The organism is Achromobacter aloeverae (genome assembly GCF_004121055.1).
In the GTDB taxonomy this organism is placed as follows: Bacteria; Pseudomonadota; Gammaproteobacteria; order Burkholderiales; family Burkholderiaceae_B; genus Bordetella_C; species Bordetella_C aloeverae.
Genome location: NZ_PYAL01000001.1, coordinates 1,127,821 through 1,148,852 on the forward strand (window position 1 = coordinate 1,127,821; position 21,032 = coordinate 1,148,852).

Consider the following 21,032-nt stretch of genomic DNA (forward strand, 5'->3'; position numbering starts at 1 on the left):
AGGCATGGAGACGGCAAACATGGAGACAGCGGATATGAAAGCAGCGGACCTCAAAACAGCGGACGTCAACGTAGCGGACTTCCACGTAGCGGACTTCCACGCGGCGGCCTTCAGGTCGGCGGACCGGTGGCGCAGGAAACTCGCCACCGCCCTGCTGGCCTCGGCCGGCATGGGCCTCGCGGCGGGGGCCATGGCTGCCGCGCCCGCCCCTTACGCCATCACGCCGGAACTGGTGACCGCCGCCACGGCGGAAAAGAAGGTCGTGTTCTACACCTCCACCGACGTCGCCGTGGCCCAGGGCCTGGCCCAGGAATTCCAGAAGGAATATCCCGGCATCACGGTGCAGGTCGAACGCTCCGGTTCCGAGCGCGTCTTCCAGCGCCTGGGCCAGGAATACTCGACCGGCATCCACAACGCCGACGTCATCGAGACTTCCGACGCGGTGAACTTCGTGTACTTCAAGCAGCAGGGCTGGCTGCGGCCCATGGTGCCGAAGATCGTGGCGGACAAGTGGCCGGCCTCCGCGCGCGACGCCGACGGCTATTACGCCGCCTATCGTGCCCACCTTTCCGTCATGGCCTACAACACGACGCTGATGAAGGACGCGGATGCGCCCAAGACCTGGACGGACCTGCTGGACCCCCGCTACAAGGGCAAGATGGTCAAGGCGCATCCCGGCTATAGCGGCACCATCATGACCTCGACCTACATCCTGAGCCAGCTGCTGGGCTGGGAATATTTCGAGAAGCTGGGCAAGCAGGACATCATGCAGGTGCAGTCCTCCACCGAACCGCCCAAGAAGCTGGCGGAAAAGGAAAGAGCCCTGCAAGTCGACGGCAACGAATACAACATCTTCCGCCTGCAGGACCAGGGGGTTCCGCTGAAGATCGTCTATCCGCCCGAGGGCACGCCGATAGCCATCGGGAACGCGGGCGTATTGAAGGACGCCCCCCATCCCAATGCCGCCAAGCTCTTCTACGCCTTCATCTTTTCCACCCAGGCGCAGCAGATCAACAGCGATACGGGCGGCCTGCGCTCCTTCAACCCCGATGTCAAGGAAAAGGCCAGCCGCACGCCGCTCTCCAGCATCAAGGTGCTGAACTCGGACCCCGTCAAGGTCCTGCCGCAGATACAGACCATCAAGTCCAACTACGAGAAATATTTCGGCACCTGATGCCGCGGCCGGCCGGATCCCCGGATCCCTGTATTCCGGACCGGCCGGCATGGAAGCCACGCCATGGAAACCATGACCACCGCCCCGCTCGCCGACAAGCAGCCATCGCGCCGCATCGATTTTTCGATCCCGGTCTTCACCCTGCTCGCGATCGTGCTCGGCGTGCTGGTCATTCTTCCCCTGTTCTGGCTGCTTTACTACGTCTTCCGCGGCGACGACGGCGCGTTCACCTGGCAGAACCTGGCGGCGCTGGTCTCCGACGCCAGCCTGCTCGAAGCCTACAAGCGCACCCTGGGCATGGCGTTGGGCGTGGCCGTCCTGACCTGCCTGGTCGCCACGCCCATGGCCTGGCTGGTCGCCCGCACCGACCTGCCGCTGCGGCGCCATGTGCGCATGCTGGTGACCGCCTCTTTCGTCACCCCGCCGTTTCTGGGCGCGATAGCCTATGAGATCCTGGCCGCGCCGAACAGCGGGCTGGTCAACGTCATCTATCGCGCGCTCTTCGGCCTGGAGCGGTCGGATCGCCTGGTGAACATCTACACCTTCCCCGGCCTCATCTTCGTCATCGCCTGCTTCACCTTCCCCTACGTCTTCACGCTGGTCGCCAATGCCCTGGACAAGGTCCCCTCGGACCTGGAGGATGCCTCGTCCATGCTGGGCGGCAAGCCGCTGACCACGCTGCGCAAGGTGACCTTTCCGCTGGTCCTGCCCGCCATGCTCGCGGGCATGCTGATCGCCACCCTGCAATCCCTCACGATGTTCGGCTCGCCCGCCATCCTTGCGCTGCCGGCCGGGTTCCACGTCGTCACCACCAAGATCTGGAGCTACTTCCAGTTCCCGCCGCGGCTGGGCATGGCGGCGGCCGCGTCCCTGCCCCTGCTGCTCGTCACCGTGGCCCTGCTGCGCGCGCAAAAGACGATACTGGGCCGCAAGGGATATACCGTCCTCGGCGGCAAGAGCGGCACGCCCCGCGTGACCGAACTGGGCCGCTGGAAATGGGTGGCGACGGCCTTCGTCCTCGCGGTGCTGTGCCTCACCATCTTCCTGCCCTATGCCGCCCTGCTGAAGACGTCGCTGACCCGCGCCGTGGGCGATGCGGTCAACTTCAGCACGCTGACCCTGCACCACTGGAATTTCGTGCTGTTCGAATTGTCGGCCACCCGGCTGGCGCTGACCAACACGTTGATCCTGGGACTGTCCAGCGCCACGGTCGTCACCGCCCTCGCGCTGGTGGTTTCCTACCTGGCGGGCCGCCGTGCGCTGGGCGGCGCGTCCTTCCTGGGCATGCTCGCCACCGCGCCCGTCGCCATCCCGGGCATCGTGCTGGGCGTCGGCCTTTTCCTCAGCTACGCCAATCCCACGTTCAAGCTGTACGGGACCCTGTGGATCCTGCTGATCGCCTTCGTCACCATCGAGTTGCCGGCAGGCTACCAGCAGATCTCGTCGGCGTTTTCCGGTGTGCACCCGGAACTGGAGGAAGCCAGCCGCATCCTTGGCGCATCGCGCATGCGGGCCTTGTGGCAGATCACCGCGCCGCTGCTGCGGACCAGCGTGGTCGCCACCTGGTGCTTCGTCTTCGTCGGCACGATCCGCGAACTGTCGGCCACGATCCTGCTCACCACGGCCAATACGAAATTGGTATCGGTTATCATTTATGACCTGAATGAGAGCGGCGATCTCGGTGCCATCTGCGTTCTGGGCATCATCCTGCTGGTGGTTTCGTTCGCCGTCGTTTCCGTCGCCAACGCCGTTCCCATCCTGGGCGGGCCGTCCACCGGTCCGCGCCCATGAACAGGAGGCGGCCGTGAGAACCGCGCGAACCGCAGGCCCACACGCGATGCCAGCCGCCGCTACGGTCAACTCACCTCGTCACGCGATGTCGGATACCCTGAATCAACCTACCAGCTTCTCCGCAATCGATTTCCTGCGCACCAAGTCGCTGGCCAATGTGGTGCAGGCCGAAATCGAGCGGATGATCATCGACGGCGAATTCCAGCCCAACGAGCGCGTCAACGAAAACGCCTTGTCGCAACGGCTGGGGGTCAGCCGTGGCCCCATCCGGGAAGCGTGCAGCGCCCTGGCCGCGATGGGCCTCATCGAGATCATTCCCAACCGCGGCTTCTTCATCCGCGCGCTGTCGAGCGACGAATCGCAGGACCTGTCGGAGGCGCGCGCCGGCATTTTCGGCTGCATGGCGATGATGCTCGCCGAACGGGTCACCGTGGCGCAGATCGCCATCTTGCGGGCGCTGCTGGCGCGCATGGACGAGATCGTCGCGCTGGGCGAGGTGCATACCTACTATCCCGTGAATCTCGAATTCCACAAGCAGATCGCGTCGATGGCCGGCAATAACCGCCTCGGCAGCATCTACCAGAGCTTCGTGCGGGAGTTGCACATCCAGCGCTATCGCGCGTTGTCCAGCCCCGACGTCCTGCATATTTCCAACGCGGAGCACCGCGAGATCGTCGACGCGGTGGAGGCGCGCGACCCCGTGCGGGCGCTGATCGCCGGACGCGCCCACATCCTCAACGGCATCGTGCGCGCGAAGAAGGCGCAGCAAGCGGGCGAGGCGACGGCGCAGGCCAAGGCGGCGCCGCGCAGGACGCGACGCACGGCGGCGGCCATGGAGGAAACGGCAGCGGGCACACCTGCCGACGCCGCAACGAAACCCCGCGCCAGGCGCGGTGGCCTTAGCAAAACGGACTGAATCGGAACGGGCTGACCAAAGCGGCCTGGACATCACAGGCCGACCCTGCTTCCCCGCCATGCCGGGATTTTCCCAAAATAGTTGACAATTTACAGTTATCAAACCACGATCCATAGCCAGGCCAGTAACGCCACACAGGAGGAAGACATGCAGACGCCCGTATCGACCGACATCGAGCTGACGAAGTACGTCGCGGAATTCATCACGCGGACCACCGCCAGCGACCTTTCCGGGGCGCTGGTGGAACTGGGCCGCAAGTCCATCCTCGATGGACTGGGCCTGGCCTTGTCGGGCTCGGTATCCAGGACCGGCGAGCTGGTCCGCCGGCACCTGGAGGATCTGAACCTCGGCGCGGGGGCGGCCACCGTGATCGGCGGCGGCCGCAAGGTGGCGCCGCGCTTCGCGGCCTTCGCCAACGGCGTCGGCATCCACGCGGACGACTACGACGACACGCAACTTGCCGTCGCCAAGGACCGCGTATACGGCCTGCTCACCCATCCCACCGCGCCCGCCCTGCCGGCGGCGCTGGCCATCGCCGAGCAGGTCAAGGCGCCGGGCCGCGATTTCATGCTGGCCTATCAACTGGGCGTCGAGGTGGAGTGCAAGATCGCCGAGGCGATCGCGCCGCGCCATTACCAGACCGGCTTCCATGCGACGGCCACTTGCGGGACCTTCGCCGCCGCGGCCGCCGCGTCCAAGCTGCTGGGCTTCGATGTCGCCACGACGAGGCGCGCCTTGTCCATCGCCGGCAGCCAGTCAGCCGGCCTGCGCGAGAACTTCGGCACCATGACCAAACCCTTCCATGCCGGCCGCGCGTCGGAAAGCGGCGTGGCGGCCGCGCAGTTCGCATCCTATGGATGGACGGCCGCGCCGCGCATCCTGGAAGCGCCGCGCGGATTCTTCTCGGCCGCCGGCGGCGGCTACGACCCCGACGCGATCCACGGCAAGCTGGGCGCGCCGTGGACCTTCGTCGATCCTGGCGTCTCGATCAAGCCGCATCCCTCCGGGTCGCTCACCCATCCCGGCATGACGGAGATGCTGCGCCTCATCCAGGCCAACGACATCCGTGCCGATCAGGTCAGGCATGTGCGCGTCGGCACCAATCACAACATGCCCAATGCCCTGATCCACCATCGCCCCAAGGACGAGCTGCAGGCCAAGTTCTCGATGGAGTTCTGCATGGCCATCCTGCTGCTGGACCGTCGAGCCGGGTTGAACGAGTTCACCGACGCCGCCGTCGAGCGCGAGGACATCAAGGCCATGATCGAGAAAATAGATTTCGTGGTCGACGAAGTCGCCGAAGCGGCGGGCTACCACCTGATGACCACCATCATCGACATCGACCTGGTCGACGGCCGCCGCATATCCGGCCGCGCCGACTTCGGCAAGGGCAGCCCCGCGATGCCTATGAGCTATGACGACGTGGCGGCCAAGTTCCACGAGAACGCCGAGTTCGCCGGCATGAACCGGCACGCCGCCGCCGAGATCGTCGAGCTGGTGAGCAAGCTGGAGACGCTGGCCTCCATGGACGAGCTGACCCGCCGCCTGGTCCGCATCGCCTGAAACCGGAGGCCGGCATCACGCCTCGACGCGGGCGGGCTCGTGCCCGCCGAAAAACTCCCAGAATGCCCGATAGACGAGGTCCGGCCGCTGCTCGGCCGGATAGTGGCCCGTGGGTATGGCCCAGCCACGCAGGTCGGGGGCCCATGGCTGCCAGGCCTGCACCGGCTTGAAATGCCGTCCGCAATGGCTGTTGGCCCCCCATAGCACCAGCACCGGGCAGGCGATGGTCCTGGTGCCGAAATCGGCCGTGTCCATGGCAAGGTCAACGGTGACCGTGGCTCGATAGTCCTCGCAGATCGCATGGATCTGCTCGGGCGTGGTGCAGCGCTTGTACTCGGCCATCGCTTCGGGGCTGAAGATCTTCAGCCCCACGCCCTTCTTGTTCAACTTGTAGTCCATGTAGTAGTCGAGATCGGCGGTCAGCAGCTTCTCCGGAAACGGCGCCTTTTGCGCCATGAAGAACCAGTGGTAGGACTCCAGCCCCCAGCCCAGCGTGATGTTGGTCAGCACGTGATGCGTGGGCACGATATCCAGGGCAGCCAGGCGTTCGACCCGCTCGGGGAAGTCCAGGGCCAGGCGGAAGGCGACCCGCGCGCCGCGATCGTGTCCCGCCACCTGGAAGCGCTCGAAGCCGAAGTGCGCCATCACCGCCACATTGTCCTCGGCCATCGCGCGAAACGAATAGGCCGCATGGTCTTCGCCGCCGTCGGGCTTGGCGCTGTCGCCATAGCCCCGCAAGTCCGGCGCGACCACCGTATAGCTCCTGGCCAGCGTCGGGGCGATGCGATGCCAGCTGACGTGCGTCAGGGGATTGCCATGGAGCAGCAGCAAGGGAGGCCCTTCGCCGCCGATAGCCACGTGGATTTCCGCGCCTGCCGTGCGCACCCGCTCATAGCGAAAGCCGTGCATCAGGCCGCCCTGGTAGTCGGGCAAGGGCGGCATGCCGTGCAGCGGCGCGGGGGTCTCTTGTGCCATTACGCTCCTCCAGGTTTCGTGCTATCGTGGTCCGGCGCATGTAAATTGTCAACAGTCTTTAATTTACAAAACCATGAACGCGAACCCTGCCCTTCCCATCATTGCGCTGACCCCTGGAGACTGCACCGGCATCGGCCCGGAACAGGTGGCGCGCATTCTTCATGACGGCCGCCTGGCGGCCGTCGCGCGCATAGTCGTGGTCGGCGATGCGCGGGTGCTCGACCTCGGCATGCGGCAGGCCGGCGTGTCGTTCGACTATCGCCGCTACGACACGCCCGCGTCGGTGGACTGGTCGCACGGCGCGGTTCCGCTGGTCGATCTCGGCAACACCGACCCCGCGCTCTACCCTCCCGGTGCCGGCAGCGCGGCATCGGGCCAGGTGACCGGCGCGACACTGGCGCGGGCGATAGACTTCGCCAAGGCGGGCGAGGTCGACGCCATCAGCTTCGCGCCGCTGAACAAGCGGGCCATGTTCGACGGCGGCTGGCGCTTCCCGGACGAGCACAAGATGTTCGCCCACCTGCTCGGGCATCAAGGCCATTTTGGCGAGATGAATGTGCTGGGCAACCAATGGATGTCGCGCGTCACGTCGCACATCGCCCTGCGCCAGGCGCTGGACCAGATCACGCGCGAGGCCGTCCAGGACGCCATCGTGCTGTCGGACAGCATGATGAAGAAGGCCGGCATCGCGCAGCCGCGCATCGCCGTCGCGGCGCTCAATCCGCACGGCGGGGAGAATGGCCTGTTCGGCACCGAGGAAATCGACATCATCCGTCCCGCCGTCGCCGCGATGGCCGCGCGGGGAATAGGCTGTTCCGGGCCCTACCCGGCGGACACGGTGTACCTGAAAGCCTTCGCCGGCGACTACGACGGCGTGGTGTCCATGTATCACGACCAGGGCCAGATCGCCACCAAGATGCAGGGTTTCAACCGTGGCGTGACCATTACGGCAGGCCTGGACACGGTGTTCACCACGCCGGCGCACGGCACCGCGTTCGACATCGTCGGCAAGGGCGTGGCGAACACGGGAGCGATCGAAGCGGCGATCGGCCTGGCAAGCCGGCTGGCGGCGCGGCACTGATCGCGCACAGTCGCACACTACTCGCACACTAGTCGCGCCACTGGCGCGCACCGCGCCGACGCAAGGCGTGCCGGCAGAGCCCCGCCCCGGTCCAGGAGGCGAGCGCCCCTGGCGGCGCGGCGTGCGTCGCGGTTTCGCATTCCCTGCCCCCGTTTCCATCCCGGCCAGCGCCGCCCTTCGCGGTACGCCGGTTCGTGCCGCCATGCAACTTGGACCATTTCCATGCAATGGAAATAATCGGATGACGCCGCATCGGCCCGACTCTATCCTACTGGCACAAATCAAAGACTTGCGCTTGATGGCAGCGGCCCCAACCCGCTGCTTGCGCACCGAAGGAAACGAGAGGACACGATGGACCAGGCACTTGAGCAGATCACCCAATTCGCCGTCAGCGTACGGCCCGCGGACGTTCCCGCCAACGTCATCGAACACGTGACGGGGATCCTGGCCGACACCATCGCTTGCGCGATGGCGTCGCGCGATTGTCCGGGCGCCCGCGCCGCGGCGGCCATCGCCGATCTTCCGCGCGGCCCGGGCGGCACGGTGATCGGCAGCACCGCGTCCGTTACGCTGGACATGGCCGCGTTCTGGAATACGTCGATGATCCGGTATCTCGATTACAACGACACCTTCACCGGCGGCCATCCCAGCGACATCCTGGGCGCGCTCATCGCGGTCGCCGGCGCGCGCCACCTGCCGGGGCGCACCCTGCTCAGCGGCATCGCGGTCGCCTACGAGGTCTTCCATCGCATCTCGCTGCGCCACCGGTCCTATCGCAAGGATCATGGGGCGCTGGTCGACTATCTCTCGATCGACCAGGGCTTCGCCGTCGCGATCGGCACCGCGGCCGGCATCGCGCACATGCTGGGCTACAACCACGAGCAGACGCGCACGGCGGTGTCCCTCGCCGCGACCAATGGCCTGCCGCTGCGGGCCAGCCGCGCCGGCGAGCTGTCCCATTACAAGGGCGTGGCCACCGCCGCGAGCACCCGGCAGGCCGTATTCGCCTGCCAGCTCGCCGAACACGGCCTGACCGGCCCGTCCGATCCCTTCGAGGGCCGGCACGGCTTCATCGAGATCATGGAAGGCAAGGCCGGCCCGATGAACCTGGAACCCTTCGGCGACTGGGCCGTGCTGCGTTCGGGCCTGAAGTATTTCCCGGCGACCGCCAACTGCCAGATCGGCATCTGGGCCGCCCTGAAGCTGCGGGAAGGCCTGGACCTGGAGCAGGTGCGGGAGGTCGTGCTCCATACGTCGCGCTTCCTGCGACACGAATCCGGCAGCGAACCGGCCAAGTGGGCGCCGACGACGCGCGAGACGGCCGATCACAGCCTGCCCTATGTCGTCGCGGTGGCGCTGCTGGACGGCGGCGTGACCCTGGCGGCATACACCGACGAGAAGCTTTCCAGCCCCGAGGTACGTGCGCTGATGCGGAAAATCAGCGTGGTGGTCGACGAAAAGATCGAAGCCGAATGGCCGGGCACCATCCAGATCCGCGCCACGGTGAAGCTCGCGGACGGCACCACCCGCGAGGTGCATGCTCGCGACCCCAAGGGCACCTACCGCAATCCCATGAATCGTGCGGACATCAAGATCAAGTTCCACCACCTGGTGACGCCCGTGCTGGGACAAAAGACCGACAGCGTGTTCGACCAGGCCTGGGCCATCGCCGATGCCGACGACTGCACCCGGGTTTTCGATCAGCTGGTGACCGGATAGACCATGCCCCACGACCACGATCTTCCCATCACGCGCGGCCTCGCGGAATACATCGCGGGCGCCGATTTCCAGGCTTTGCCGGCCGCCGCCGTCGAAGCGGCCAAGGTGGCGATACTGGACGGACTGGGTTGCCTGGCGGCGGGCAGCCGCGAGCCGGCGCCCAGCATCGCCCGCGCCGCGCTGGGCGATGAGCCGTCCGGGTCCTGCACCGTCGTCGGGACCACCGTCCGCGCGAGCGCCGCGACCGCTGCCCTGTTGAACGGCATCGCCCTGCACGCGCTGGACTTCGAAGTCCAGGGCATGCCGCCGGCCCACGGGACCTCCTCCATCCTGCCCAGCGTGCTCGCGCTTTCCGAACGCCACGCCGTCGCCCCGCAGCGGGCGGTGCTGGCGTATGTCGTCGGCTGGCAGGTGCAGCAACGGATACGGACGGCCGCCCGCGACTGCAGCTTCCGCGGTTTCCACCCGCCGGGCGTGGTGGGTCCCCTGGGCGCGGTGGCCGCGTGCTCGGTGATCCTGGGCCTGACGGCTGACGAGGTCGCGGGCGCGATCGGCCTGGCCGCCTCGCGCACCGGCGGCCTGTTCGCGAACAATGGCAGCATGGCCAAGCCTACGCATCCCGGCAATGCCGCCCGCGCGGGCGTCGAGTCGGCCCTGCTGGCAGCCAAGGGGATGTCCGGCAACAAGCGCATCCTGGAGATGCCCGGCGGCCATTTCGAGAGTTTCTTCGACGAGCGCTTTCGTCCCGCCGAGGTCCTCGGCGGACTGGACCAATACGCCATCGTCACGCCGGGCTTCACCATCAAGCGATATCCCTCCGAAATCTACATGCAGTGGGTCATCGAGGCCTGCCGGCAGTTGCGCCGCCATCCCGCGTTCAAGCTGGACGCCGTGGCGGAAGTGGTGGTCGAGCCTCCGGTGTACCGGACCACGCTCTCCCGGCCCCGTCCGGTCTCGGGCCTGGACGGCAAGTTCAGCTACGAGTATGCCGCGTCGGTCGGCCTGAGCCAGGACGAAGTGATCATCGCGACGTTCGACGACGAGACCGCGTTCAGCGCACCGGTCCAGCGCCTGTTGCCGCGCGTGCGGCTGGTCCACAACCGCGACATTCCGCAGACCCTGGACGCCATGTGGACGCGCGTGACCGTGAAACTGGACGATGGCACCGAGCTGGTGGAGCGTTGCGACCGTTTCCCGGGCTGTCCCGAACGACCGATGACCCGGGAACAGCGGCATGGCAAGGTGATCGACTGCCTGGTAACGGGCGGGTTGGAAACCGCGGAAGCGCACAGCCTCATCGAACAGGTCGAACACCTTGAAACCCTGGCGTCGTGGGAACCCGTGCTGGGCTTGCTCGCCCGGGCGGCGCGGTCCGACGGACACGAAGCGCGGCGCCATCGGGGATAGGCCGTCACGCGCATCGCCGCGTGGACAAGAACAATCAAGAAGGAGACAAACATGAAACTATTCCGCCCCCTGTTCCTCGCCATGGCCTGCCTTGCCGCGGGCTCGGCGGTCGCGCAGGACTATCCGGCCAAGCCCATCCGCATGTTCATTCCCGCCGCGCCCGGCGGCGGCGTGGACTCGGCCGGCCGCATCCTCGCCACCTACCTGACCGCCAAGCTGGGCAAGCCCGTCGTGCCGGAAAACCGTGCCGGCGCCGGCACCATGCTGGCGTCCGATTCGCTGGCAAAGGCAGCGCCGGACGGCTACACCATCCTGTTGGTGACCACCAGCCATACCGTCAACGCGGCCGTGCGCAAGAGCCTGCCCTACGATCCGATCGGCGACTTCGCCGCCGTATCCGAAGTGGGCTACACGCCCGATTTGCTGGTGGTGAATGCGGAATCCAGCATCAAGTCGGTCGCCGACCTCGTCGCCGCCGCGAAGAAAGCGCCCGGCAAGCTTACCTTCGGGTCGTCCGGCCCCGGCACGCTGTCGCAACTGGAGCCGGAACTGTTCAAGAACGAGGCCGGCATCGACATCCTGCACGTGCCCTATCGCGGCGGCATTCCGGCCGTCACGGCGGTGATGAGCAAGGAGGTCGACATGCTGTTCCTGGGTGTCGTGGCCATCGCCCCCCAGGTGACGGCGGGCAAGCTCCGGGCGATCGCGTCGACCGGCAAGAGCCGCGTCGCCATGTTCCCGAACGTCCCCACCATGGCCGAGTCGGGCTTCCCGGATTGGGACACGGGCATCTGGTACGGCGTGGTGGTGCCGGCCGGGACGCCGCCCGCGGTCATCGCCACGTTGAACAAGAACATCAATGAAGCGCTCAAGGACCCGGACGTACGCAGCAAGCTGGCAACGGTCGGCATCGAACCCCGTGGCACCACGCCCGAACAGTTCTCCACGCTGATGAAGAACGACATCGATCGCTGGCAGAAGCTGGTGCAGAAGCTGCCGCAGTTGAAAGAGAAAGAGTAAGGGCCAGGCGGACGAGGAAGACTAGCGCAACGCCCGTGGACCGGACTGGTTCCGCGGGCGTTTTCAGTTGTGCCGGGGCATGGGCATGGGCGTCGGCCACGCCCGATGCGTCAGAATTCCAGCATCACGAAATCGGCCTTGCCCGCGCCGCAGTCGGAGCAGGTAAAGCTTTCCGGCACATCCTCCCAGCGCGTGCCGGGCGCGATGCCCTCTTCTTCCAGCCCGGCCGCCTCGTCATAGACGAAGGCGCACAGCAGGCATTGCCACACCTTGAAGTCCGCGTGCTTTTCGCTGGGCGCGGCCACGGGGACGCTCGCCTGGCGAGGCAGGTTCAGGATCAACGCGTCCAGGCCCTCGCTACCGGCCACGAGCTCGAAGGCCTCATCGGCAGGTTGCAGAAAAACGATCGTGATGGCCTTGCGCTCAAGGCCCTGGTGCATCATGCCGCCGCGCAGCACGACCAGGTACTGGCCATCGCTGTCCGCGGGCGAAGGCGCCCGCAAACTGGCGCCGGGCGCCAGGCGAACGGCGCTGGCATCCAGGCCGTGTTCGTCCCGCACACCGGGCACGGCTTGCATGGCCACGCCCGTGCCAGCTTCCGGGAACACGATATCCGCGCCGACCTGCCAGGGATGCCGGTCCTGCACGCCGTCGAGCAGCGCCCGGCTTTCCGGCAGGAACTTGGCCCCGTTGTCGCTGCGGCTGCGCAGCGTCAGAAATACGCAGCCCGCTTCGGACGCGAGTATGGGTCCATACGGCGTGTGCTTGCGCGCGTAGTGCAACTGGAAGGGCTGGATGGGATGCTTGCCGTTGGTCCCCCCTCCCGCCACGAAGACCTGGAATTCATCCTGGTCATGGTAATGGGTGCGAAGGTTACGGTGCGGTCCCTCTTCCACCAGCATGGCCTGGGCGTCCAGGCCGCGCTCGGGACAGGCGACGATGAAGTGGGTCAAGGCGACAAAATTTCCGTCTTCGTGTATGCGGGAACGGCGGCTCGCCTTGACGTCGTCGTGTGACACAACAATGGCCATGGTAGTGCTCCAGGCGTAAGCGCCGTGCTTGCGAACACAGCGCGCGGCGGTTGATCGAAAACCTCAGGAACGCATGCCCGCGGGCGCCGGCACGATTTCGATCCAGCTTGGCATCCCGCCAGCCGGATGGCGTTCCAACAGGGCGAGTGCCCCCGTTGCGGAATCGATGGCGAACACGCTGACCCGGTTGCTCTTCTGTCCCGCGCACAGCAGGAACCGGCCATTCGGCGCGATGGCGAAGCCACGCGGATAGGCCTCGACCTCGAACGTGCCGGCGTGCGTCAACGCACCGCTTACAGGGTCGACACGGAACGCGGTGATGGCATCGGTCTTCCGTACGCTGGCATAGAGCAAGGCGCCGTCCGGCGTGAGATGGATATCCGCCCCCATCGCGCGTCCGGAAAAATCCGGCGGCACGAGCGATTCGTACTGCTGCTCCCGCAACGCGCCGGTCGCCCGGTCGACGCGGTAGGCAGCCACCGAGCCCGCATGCTCGTTGACGCAATACAGGATGTCCAGCGCCGGGTGGAAAACCAGGTGGCGCGGACCGGATCCCGGGCGCGTGGCGTAAGCCGCCGGCTGCGCCGGCGCCAACCGCCCCGACACCTCGTCCAGCCGATAGACCAGTATCGCTTCCCCGTCGACCGACGTCGCGTAGACCCATCCCCCGTCGGGCGCCTCGACGATGCAATGCGCCTTGGGCGGCGTGGGCACTGTTTGCAGGCAAGGGAAATCGATGCGCCCATCCGCCTCGATGCGGTTGACGGTCAGCATTGCGCCGTCGTAGGAAGCGCCCAGCAGGAATCGGCCGTCGCGGGTAGGGCCCAGGTAAGCCAGTGGCGCCGGCGCGTCGGCGGTCTGGAGCAGCCGCAACCGGCCAGAGCCGGCGTCCAGCGCAAAGGCGGACAACGGAAAGGGATCGATGCGGACCTGCGCATACAACACCTTGCCATCGCGCGACCAGGCCAGCGGAATGTTGCCGCGCGTGGGCGCGCCCGACCCCGGCACGTCGATCGTCTCAAGCAGTTCCAGGCGGCCGCTCTGGCCGTCCAGCAGGAACGCGTGGATCTCCCTGCTCTCCGACGAGGAAACATGGACGAGGAAAGACATGGCTAGCCCCCCGATGCGGCCGCCAGCACGGCGACACCATCGGCGGCGCGCACGCCCTGGCCCCGCGGCAGCACGAATATCGGATTGATCTCGGCCTCGACCAGGCGCTCGCCGAGCCGCGCCGTCATCCGCGAGAACGCCACGATGGCGTCGACCAGCGCGGCCACGTCAGCCTTTGGGCGCCCGCGGTAACCATCCAGCAGCGGCCATGTCTTCAACTCGCGCACCATGTCCAGCGCCTCCTCGCGGCTCAGGCCCGCTACACCGGCGGGAAGCAGGCGCATGGCGGTGTCCTTGAACAGTTCGGCGGTGATACCGCCCATGCCCAGCAGGATCGCCGTGCCCAAGGGATCGCGATGCATGCCCAGGATCAGCTCCGTGCCGCCGGCCACCATTTCCTGCACGAGAAAGCGTTGCTGCACGATGCCGGTCCTGTCCCGCACCTCCGCCTGCATGGCCGTGAGGCGCGCGCCTACCTGCTCGGGCGCGAGGTTGACCGCAACGCCGCCGACATCGCTCTTGTGCGTGATTTCTCCAGTCAGGATCTTGAGCACGACGCGGCCGCCGAACGATTGCGCGGCGCGCTCCGCCTCGGCGGCCGTCAGCACCACGGTTTCGCGCGCGCAGGGCACGCCGAAGCGCGCGAACAGCTGCTTGGCCTGCGCCTCATCCAGCGAGCCCGCCGGAATTTCCGCCACATCCTCGGCTACATCGACGGAAGCCGCCGGCGCTGCTGGCGCCGGCGCCTGCCAGCGTGCGTGGCGCAGCATGCCGTCCAGCGCGACGGTGCAGCTCTCGGCCGCCGCGAAGGCGGGCACGCCACGTTGCGTCAGCAAGGCCGCGACGGCCGGTGCGTGCGGGCTGACATAGGCGATCACCGGCTTGTCGCTTTCGGGCAGGCAATCCTGGATCGCGCCCGCCATCAGCTCGGGCATCGCAAGACTGGAGGAGCCGACGATGATGGTGAGGGCATCGTAGCTCGGGCTTTCCAGCAAGGCACGGATGGCGCCGCGCAGCAGATCGGGTTGCAGGCCGGCCAGCGTCACGTCGATCGGGTTGCGGTCCAGCGCGGCGTGGTCGCCGGTCTGCAAGGCGCGCAGCCGCGCGGCGGTCTCGGGATCCGGCGCCGGCGTGTCGAAACCCGAGACGCCCAGGCTGTCGGAGACCAGCGTGCCCGCGCCGCCGGTCGATGTCAGGATCGCGACCCGGTTGCCACGCAGGACGCGGCCCGTCGCCAACGCGGCCGGGATATCGAGCAGGTCGCCGAACGCCTGGGCCCGGATGACGCCTGTCTGCCGGAACAGCGCGTCATACATGCGGTCGGCGCCGGCCAGCGCGCCGGTGTGCGATACGGCCGCCTTCGCGCCCGCTTCCGAACGGCCGATCTTGAACGCCACCACCGGCTTGCCGGCGCGCGCGGCCTTCAGCGCCGCCGCGCGGAATTTTTCCGGATTGCGCACGCTCTCCACGTAGAGCGCGATGACGCGGGTAGCGTCATCGTCGGCCAGGTAGTCGATGAAATCGGCCAGTTCCAGGTCGACTTCGTTGCTGGTCGAAATCAGCTTGGACAGGCCTATGCCTCGCGCCGCCGCGCGCGACAGCAAGGCGCCGAGGATGCCGCCGCTCTGGGACACCACGCCGATGGCCCCGGTCGGGAAATGCTCCATTTCCAGCGCGCCGCTGGCCGACAGCACGATATCGTCGGTCAGGTTGACCAGGCCGATGGTGTTGGGACCCAGCAGTCGCATGGCGCCGGCGGCCTCGATGAGCTGGGCCTGCCGGCGGGCGCCTTCCGCGCCGGTTTCGGTATAGCCGCTGGCCAGCACGATCGCCGCCGCCGCGCCCTGCTGCGCGAGCTCGCGCACGGCCTGGTGGGCGCGTTCGGCGCCCACCAGCACGATGCCGACGTCGGGCACCGCGGGCAGCGACGCGATGTCGGGATAACAAGGCAGGCCCTCGATGCTGTCGACTCGCGGGTTGACGGGGTAGATGTCGCCCGTGTAGCCGTGCTTGCGCAGGTAGGCCACGGGCCGGCCGGCCGTCTTCCTGCCATCGGCGGAAGCGCCGATGACGGCCACGCTGCGCGGCTTGAGGAGGCGGGAAATGGCGTCGGCGGTATTGCCGGGAACACCCTTATGCTGGGAATTCGGAAGCATGTCTCGTGTTTCCTTGAGTCGACCTGGCCCATGGCCATGGCTGGGGGCGATGGCTATGGCTGCAGCGCCCGTCCGTGGACGACTTGCGCCAGCGCATCCTTGCCTTTTGCACGCTAGTGTAGGTTCCGGGCCCTCGATATGTACCCCTTATGCCCCTCTAGATTTCCATTCAATGGAAATGATGCTACGCTGCCCCGTCCTCTCCGCCAGGTCCCGCCATGCCCTCCGCCTCGCCCCGAACGCCACGCCGCCAGCATCACGAAGACCCCGTCCTGAATCGGTCGCTGGTGCGCGGCGTGGAAATCCTGCGCGCATTCCGGCCTGGCGCGGACCAGCTGGGCAATGGAGAAATCGCCGAGCGCACGGGTCTTTCGCGCGCCACGGTCAGCCGCCTGACCCAGACCCTGGTCGAATGCGGGCTGCTGGAGCATGACCGGAGCCGGCGCTCCTACCGCCTGGCCACGCCGGTGCTGAGCCTTGCGCACGCGATGCGCGGAGGATCGCCGGTGCTGGCGGCGGTCGCGCCATTGATGCGGGCGCTGGCGGAGAAGCTGCGCATCAACGTCGGGCTGGCCACTGCCGACCGCGACGAAATGGTCTACCTGGAGTCGTTCCGCTTCAACCGCAAGGTGGCGTTGCGCAGCGTGGTGGCGGGGCAGCGGGTGCCGATGGAACTCACCTCGCTGGGCCGCGCCTATCTCGCGGCGGCGGACAGCGCGCAGCGGCGAACGCTGCTGGCCCATCTGCGGCAGCGGCGCGGCGCCGACTGGCCGCTCCTGCGCAAGGCGCTGGAGGATGCCCGGCTCAGTGTCGACGCCAAAGGCTATTGCGCGGCCTCGTGGCAGCCGGAGGTCGTCGCCATCGCGACGCCGCTGGCCCTGCCAGACCGGCCGATCTACGTGCTCAACGTAAGCGTCAGGACCACGGCAGGCATCGCGGAAACGGAGCGGCAGTTGAGCGGGCCGCTGCTCGCCCTGCGCGAGGACGCGAAGGCCGCGCTGCTGGCCGCCGACCCCTGACGCGCGCACGGCAGTCAAGGGCCAAGGTCCCGCGCGGAGATATGATGGCGGCTTACCCTCCTGAACCAACGACCCGGGGACGCACCATGGAACCCATAACCGTCGAAGCGCTCAACGGCAAACTCGCGGCGCAGTCCGCGCTGCTCTCCGCGCTGATACGCGTGCTGCCGCTGGATGCGCTGGGTGCGCTGGAAGCGGAGTTGACGCGCGATCTTGCGCAGGCGCAAGCCGGCCCGGCGCTGCCGCCAGCGGCGCTGGAAGCCTACGGCAAGGCGGCCGAGGCCCACCTCGCGGCCGTGCGCGAGGCCTCCACGAAAAAAGCGTGGCAGGCGCCGTCCACCAACGGAGCGGGCTGACCGCCGGCAAGGCCATGGCCGCCATGGCGGCCATGGCGAACAGCCGCGACAGCGGCGCGCTGGCCCTCGGCCAGGACGACAGGCGGCGCTCCCCTCAATCCAGCGTCACGCCGGCATCCTTGACCACCTTGGCCCAACGCGCGATCTCGCTGTCGACGAAGGCGCCGAATGCAGGCCCGCTCAGGTCCGGTATGTCGGAACCGTTGCTGGCCCACTGCTCCTTCAGCTTGGGCGTCTCCAACGCCACCTTCACTTCCCGGATCATGCGGTCTATGGCCGGCTGCGGGGTGCCCCGGGGCGCCCACAGGGCATACCAGGTCGAGACCTCGAAATGCGGCACGCCCGCCTCGGCCGCGGTGGGAATATCGGGGAAGCTGGGCGAGCGCCGCGCCGCCGCGACTGCCAGCGGCTTGATGGTGCCGGCGCGGATCTGCTGGGCCGAAGACCCCAAGCCGTCGAACGCCAGGTCCACCTGCCCGCCCATCAGCGCGGACATCATGGGGCCGGCGCCCTGGTAAGGCACGTCCACGAGCTGGATACCGGTCTGCATGGAGAACAGCTCGCCGGCCAGGTGGTGCGTGCTGCCCTTGCCCGCCGTCCCGTAGTTGATCTGCCCAGGGCGCGCCTTGGCGTACGCGATCAGCTCCGCCAGCGACTTGACGGGCAGCTTGCCGGTGTTGACCACCACCACCTGCGGCGGCTGCGCCAGCAAGGCCACCGGCACGAAGTCCTTCTGGATATCGTAGCTGAGCTGCTTGTACAGGGATGGCGCCAGGGCATGGTGCGCGCCGCCCATGAAGAAGGTGTATCCGTCGGGCTTGGCCTTGGCCGCCACGCCCGCGCCCACGGTGCCGCCGGCGCCTCCCTTGTTGTCGATGACCACGGCGTGGCCCAGCTGCTGCGTCAGTTGCGCGGACAGGGGCCGCGCAAAGGTATCGGTTCCGCCGCCCGCCGGGAACGGCACGATGATGGTGACCGGACGTTCAGGCCAGTCCGCCCGCGCGGGCGTGGCCCAGGCCAGGGCCGTGACGTTGGCGGCCATGACGGCGCATGCCGCGATGCTGTGTCGAAGCTTCATGTCTCTCCTCCCGATGCTGCGCAGGATGGGCCGGGCCCATCGGTTATGACGGCGCCACGCGGGCCGTCGTTTTTACTGTTCTTACGCAAACCACCCTGACGATCTCGTTCTGGCGGCACCTCCTGTCCATTGCCTGCATTGAAACGCCCGGCAGGCGCGCGGCCGGCCGGGCTCGATCGATGAAACTGCCGCCCGCGTCGGCGGACGACGGATCGTGCCGACGCCTACCCTTGCCCGTAGGTTTCGCGCAGCACGTTCTTCTGCACCTTGCCCATGGTATTGCGGGGCAGCTGGTCGGCGACGTGGATGCGCTTCGGAACCTTGAAATTGGCGATGCGGGTCTTCAGTTCATTCTGCATGGCGGCCGGGTCCACGCTGGCCCCGGCGCGCGGCACCACCACCGCCACCACGGCTTCGCCGAAGTCCGCATGCGGCACGCCGATGACGGCCGACTCCGCCACCCCGGGCATCTCGTCGATGATGGTCTCGATTTCCTTGGGATAGACGTTGAAGCCGCCGGAGATGATCAGGTCCTTGCTGCGCCCCACGATGGACAGGTAGTCGACAGGGATCGGATGCCCGCCCGCCTCGCCGCCCCAGCGCCCGACATCGCCCGTCTTGAACCAGCCGTCGTCGGTAAACTCCTCGCGCGTCTTCTCCGGCATGCGCCAGTAGCCCGAGAACACATTGGGACCGCGCACCTGCACATTGCCGATCTCTCCCGGCGGCAAGGCCACGCCCTTGTCATTGACCACCCGCACGTCCACGCCCGGCAGGGCCGGCCCCACCGTGCCGCCCACGCGCGGTCCCAGCACCGCATCGTAGGGATTGGACGTCAGCATCACGGTTTCGCTCATGCCGTAGCGCTCCAGGATGGTATGGCCCGTGCGCGATTGGAACTCGTTGAATGTCTCGGTGAGCAGCGGCGCCGAGCCGCTGATGAACAGCCGCATGCGGGCGCAGGTCTCGCGCGTGAAGCGCGGGTCCGCCAACAACCGCACGTAGTACGTCGGCACGCCCATCATCACCGTGCTCTCGGGCAGGTAGCGCAGCGCCTGCTCGATGTCCAGCTTGGGCAGCCAGATCATCTTCGCGCCCGCCAGCAAGGCCCCGTGCGACGCCACGAACAAGCCGTGCACATGGAAGATGGGCAGCATGTGCAGCAGCACATCGTCGCTGCGCCAGCCCCAGTAGTCGTTGAGCACGCGGGCGTTCGCCGCCAGGTTGCCGTGCGACAGCATGGCGCCCTTGCTGCGCCCGGTGGTGCCGGACGTATACAGGATGGCGGCCAGGTCATCGGCGTCGCGCTGCACGGTACGGAAGGTCTGGGGCTGGGTTGCCGCGGCCTGCAGCAGCGTGCCGGTGCGGTCGTCGTCCAGCGTGAAGACGTGCGCGGTGCCGGACTTCCCGGCCAGCCGGCGCACCCAGCCCTCGTTGGCGCTGGAGCACACCACCACGGCCGGTTCGGCATTGCCCAGGAAATACTCGATTTCCGCTTCGCGGTAGGCGGTATTCAGCGGCAGATAGACCAGGCCGGCACGCAAGGTGGCCAGGTAGAGCAACAGCGCCTCGGGCGATTTCTCCACTTGCACCGCCACACGGGCATCCCTGGGCAGGTCCAGCGATTTCAGCAGGTTGGCCAGGCATGCGCTGGCGCGGTCCATGTCGTCCCAGGTGTAGCGCAGCGTTGGCGTCTCCAGGGCTACCTGGCTGCGGTCTTGCGGAAAGCCCGCTACCAGCACGGCATACAGATTGGCATTACTCACCGTCTTCAGTCTCCGGAAAAGGTCGGTTCTTCGCCTGCCAGGAAGGCTCGCACGCCCTCCTGGTGATCATGGCTGTCAGCGTAGGAAAAAAAGCCAGGATATTCTTCGTCTTCCAGGGGATCGTCGCGCTCCAGCCGGCGCAAGGTCCGCTTGTTGATGCGTGCCGCCAGCGGCGCGCCGCGCAGGATGCGGCGGACGCATTCATGGATTTCCCCGGCCAGCGCCCCATCGGGCACCACGCGCGTGAGCAAACCCTTGGCGCTGGCCTCCTCGGCATCCAGGATGCGCCCTTCCAGCAGCAGCTCCAGCGTCGCCGCGCGCCCGACCAGGGCCAGCAGGCCCTGCATTTCATCCGGCGCCATGGGAAATCCCAGCCGGTTGATGGGCACGCCGAAGCGCGCCGACGCGGCGGCGATGCGCAGATCGCACTGGCTGGCGATCTCCAATCCGCCGCCCACGCAGACGCCTTCGATGCTCGCCACCACCGGATGCGGGCAATCGGCGATCGCGCGCAAGGCGGGCGCCAGGGTGTTGCGGTGGTAATGCTGCACCGCGGCGAGGTCGCGCCGTTCGCGCGGGAATTCGCGGATGTCGGCGCCCGCGGCGAAATTCCCGCCGGCCCCGGCGACCACGACGCAGCGCACCGACAGGTCGGCTGACAAGGCCGCGAAGGTCTGCGCCAGTTGCCGCCACATGGCGACCGTGATGGCGTTCATGCGTCCGGGATGGTCCAGCGTCACGAAGACCAGGCCGCCTTCGCGCCGGTACCGCACCTGGCCGGAAACGGCCCGCGGCGCCGCGGGACGGTCCCCGGACGGAGCGGTCGTGGGATCCAGGGGCGAATCCAGGGGCGGATCTAGGGGCATTGGG

At 67.5% G+C, this 21,032-nt stretch carries 17 protein-coding genes; 10 read left to right on the forward strand and 7 right to left on the reverse strand.

What is annotated here, in order from left to right; translation table 11 throughout:
* The first annotated feature begins 34 nt into the window (after nt 1–34).
* The 4 genes from C7R54_RS04905 (at nt 35) to C7R54_RS04920 (ending at nt 5,444) form a co-directional block, all read left to right on the forward strand.
* Nucleotides 35–1,174 carry an ABC transporter substrate-binding protein gene (locus C7R54_RS04905; protein WP_240039372.1) on the forward strand — a complete coding sequence of 380 codons (1,140 nt, stop codon included), beginning with the start codon at nt 35–37 and terminating at the stop codon, nt 1,172–1,174.
* Nucleotides 1,175–1,246: 72 nt separating this feature from the next.
* Complete coding sequence (locus C7R54_RS04910; protein WP_129149017.1) at nt 1,247–2,965, forward strand: ABC transporter permease; 1,719 nt, start codon at nt 1,247–1,249, stop codon at nt 2,963–2,965.
* Nucleotides 2,966–3,050: 85 nt separating this feature from the next.
* Nucleotides 3,051–3,881, forward strand: a complete 831-nt coding sequence (locus tag C7R54_RS04915) for an FCD domain-containing protein (RefSeq protein ID WP_192903585.1) — start codon at nt 3,051–3,053, stop codon at nt 3,879–3,881.
* Between the two features lie 147 nt (nt 3,882–4,028).
* Nucleotides 4,029–5,444: an MmgE/PrpD family protein gene (locus C7R54_RS04920; protein WP_129149019.1), complete on the forward strand. Its 1,416-nt coding sequence runs from the start codon at nt 4,029–4,031 to the stop codon at nt 5,442–5,444.
* Between the two features lie 15 nt (nt 5,445–5,459).
* On the opposite strand, the gene C7R54_RS04925 is transcribed toward C7R54_RS04920, so the two are convergent.
* Nucleotides 5,460–6,419 (reverse strand): alpha/beta fold hydrolase, encoded by a 960-nt coding sequence (locus tag C7R54_RS04925; protein ID WP_240039373.1) that lies wholly within the window; start codon nt 6,417–6,419, stop codon nt 5,460–5,462.
* A gap of 73 nt (nt 6,420–6,492) precedes the next feature.
* Between C7R54_RS04925 and C7R54_RS04930 the strand changes: the two genes are divergently transcribed.
* The 4 genes from C7R54_RS04930 to C7R54_RS04945 all read left to right on the forward strand — a co-directional run bounded on the left by C7R54_RS04930 (nt 6,493) and on the right by C7R54_RS04945 (nt 11,646).
* Entirely contained in the window at nt 6,493–7,500 is a 1,008-nt protein-coding gene (locus C7R54_RS04930) for a PdxA family dehydrogenase (protein ID WP_129149020.1), read from the forward strand.
* A 351-nt stretch (nt 7,501–7,851) separates the two neighbouring features.
* Nucleotides 7,852–9,219 (forward strand): MmgE/PrpD family protein, encoded by a 1,368-nt coding sequence (locus tag C7R54_RS04935; protein ID WP_129149021.1) that lies wholly within the window; start codon nt 7,852–7,854, stop codon nt 9,217–9,219.
* A gap of 3 nt (nt 9,220–9,222) precedes the next feature.
* A complete protein-coding gene (locus C7R54_RS04940) occupies nt 9,223–10,626 on the forward strand; it encodes an MmgE/PrpD family protein (RefSeq protein WP_129149022.1) in 1,404 nt (467 codons plus the stop codon).
* 51 nt (nt 10,627–10,677) lie between these two features.
* A complete protein-coding gene (locus C7R54_RS04945) occupies nt 10,678–11,646 on the forward strand; it encodes a Bug family tripartite tricarboxylate transporter substrate binding protein (protein ID WP_129149023.1) in 969 nt (322 codons plus the stop codon).
* Nucleotides 11,647–11,756: 110 nt separating this feature from the next.
* Here the strand turns inward: C7R54_RS04945 and C7R54_RS29150 are convergent, their stop codons facing one another.
* The 3 genes from C7R54_RS29150 to C7R54_RS04960 form a co-directional block, all read right to left on the reverse strand.
* A complete protein-coding gene (locus tag C7R54_RS29150; RefSeq protein WP_240039374.1) occupies nt 11,757–12,677 on the reverse strand; it encodes a rubredoxin in 921 nt (306 codons plus the stop codon).
* 63 nt (nt 12,678–12,740) lie between these two features.
* Nucleotides 12,741–13,787, reverse strand: a complete 1,047-nt coding sequence (locus tag C7R54_RS04955) for a lactonase family protein (RefSeq protein WP_129149024.1) — start codon at nt 13,785–13,787, stop codon at nt 12,741–12,743.
* Nucleotides 13,788–13,789: 2 nt separating this feature from the next.
* Nucleotides 13,790–15,943: an acetate--CoA ligase family protein gene (locus C7R54_RS04960; RefSeq protein WP_129149025.1), complete on the reverse strand. Its 2,154-nt coding sequence runs from the start codon at nt 15,941–15,943 to the stop codon at nt 13,790–13,792.
* 218 nt (nt 15,944–16,161) lie between these two features.
* Here C7R54_RS04960 and C7R54_RS04965 point away from each other — a divergent pair, with 218 nt between their 5' ends.
* A complete protein-coding gene (locus tag C7R54_RS04965) occupies nt 16,162–16,962 on the forward strand; it encodes an IclR family transcriptional regulator (protein WP_129149026.1) in 801 nt (266 codons plus the stop codon).
* An 86-nt stretch (nt 16,963–17,048) separates the two neighbouring features.
* Complete coding sequence (locus C7R54_RS04970; RefSeq protein WP_129149027.1) at nt 17,049–17,318, forward strand: hypothetical protein; 270 nt, start codon at nt 17,049–17,051, stop codon at nt 17,316–17,318.
* A 94-nt stretch (nt 17,319–17,412) separates the two neighbouring features.
* On the opposite strand, the gene C7R54_RS04975 is transcribed toward C7R54_RS04970, so the two are convergent.
* The 3 genes from C7R54_RS04975 to C7R54_RS04985 all read right to left on the reverse strand — a co-directional run bounded on the left by C7R54_RS04975 (nt 17,413) and on the right by C7R54_RS04985 (nt 21,028).
* Entirely contained in the window at nt 17,413–18,396 is a 984-nt protein-coding gene (locus C7R54_RS04975; RefSeq protein WP_129149028.1) for a Bug family tripartite tricarboxylate transporter substrate binding protein, read from the reverse strand.
* A 224-nt stretch (nt 18,397–18,620) separates the two neighbouring features.
* A complete protein-coding gene (locus C7R54_RS04980; protein WP_129149029.1) occupies nt 18,621–20,162 on the reverse strand; it encodes a malonate--CoA ligase in 1,542 nt (513 codons plus the stop codon).
* A 5-nt stretch (nt 20,163–20,167) separates the two neighbouring features.
* Nucleotides 20,168–21,028, reverse strand: coding sequence for an enoyl-CoA hydratase/isomerase family protein (locus C7R54_RS04985; RefSeq protein WP_129149030.1), 861 nt, complete (start codon nt 21,026–21,028; stop codon nt 20,168–20,170).
* Nucleotides 21,029–21,032: the final 4 nt, after the last annotated feature.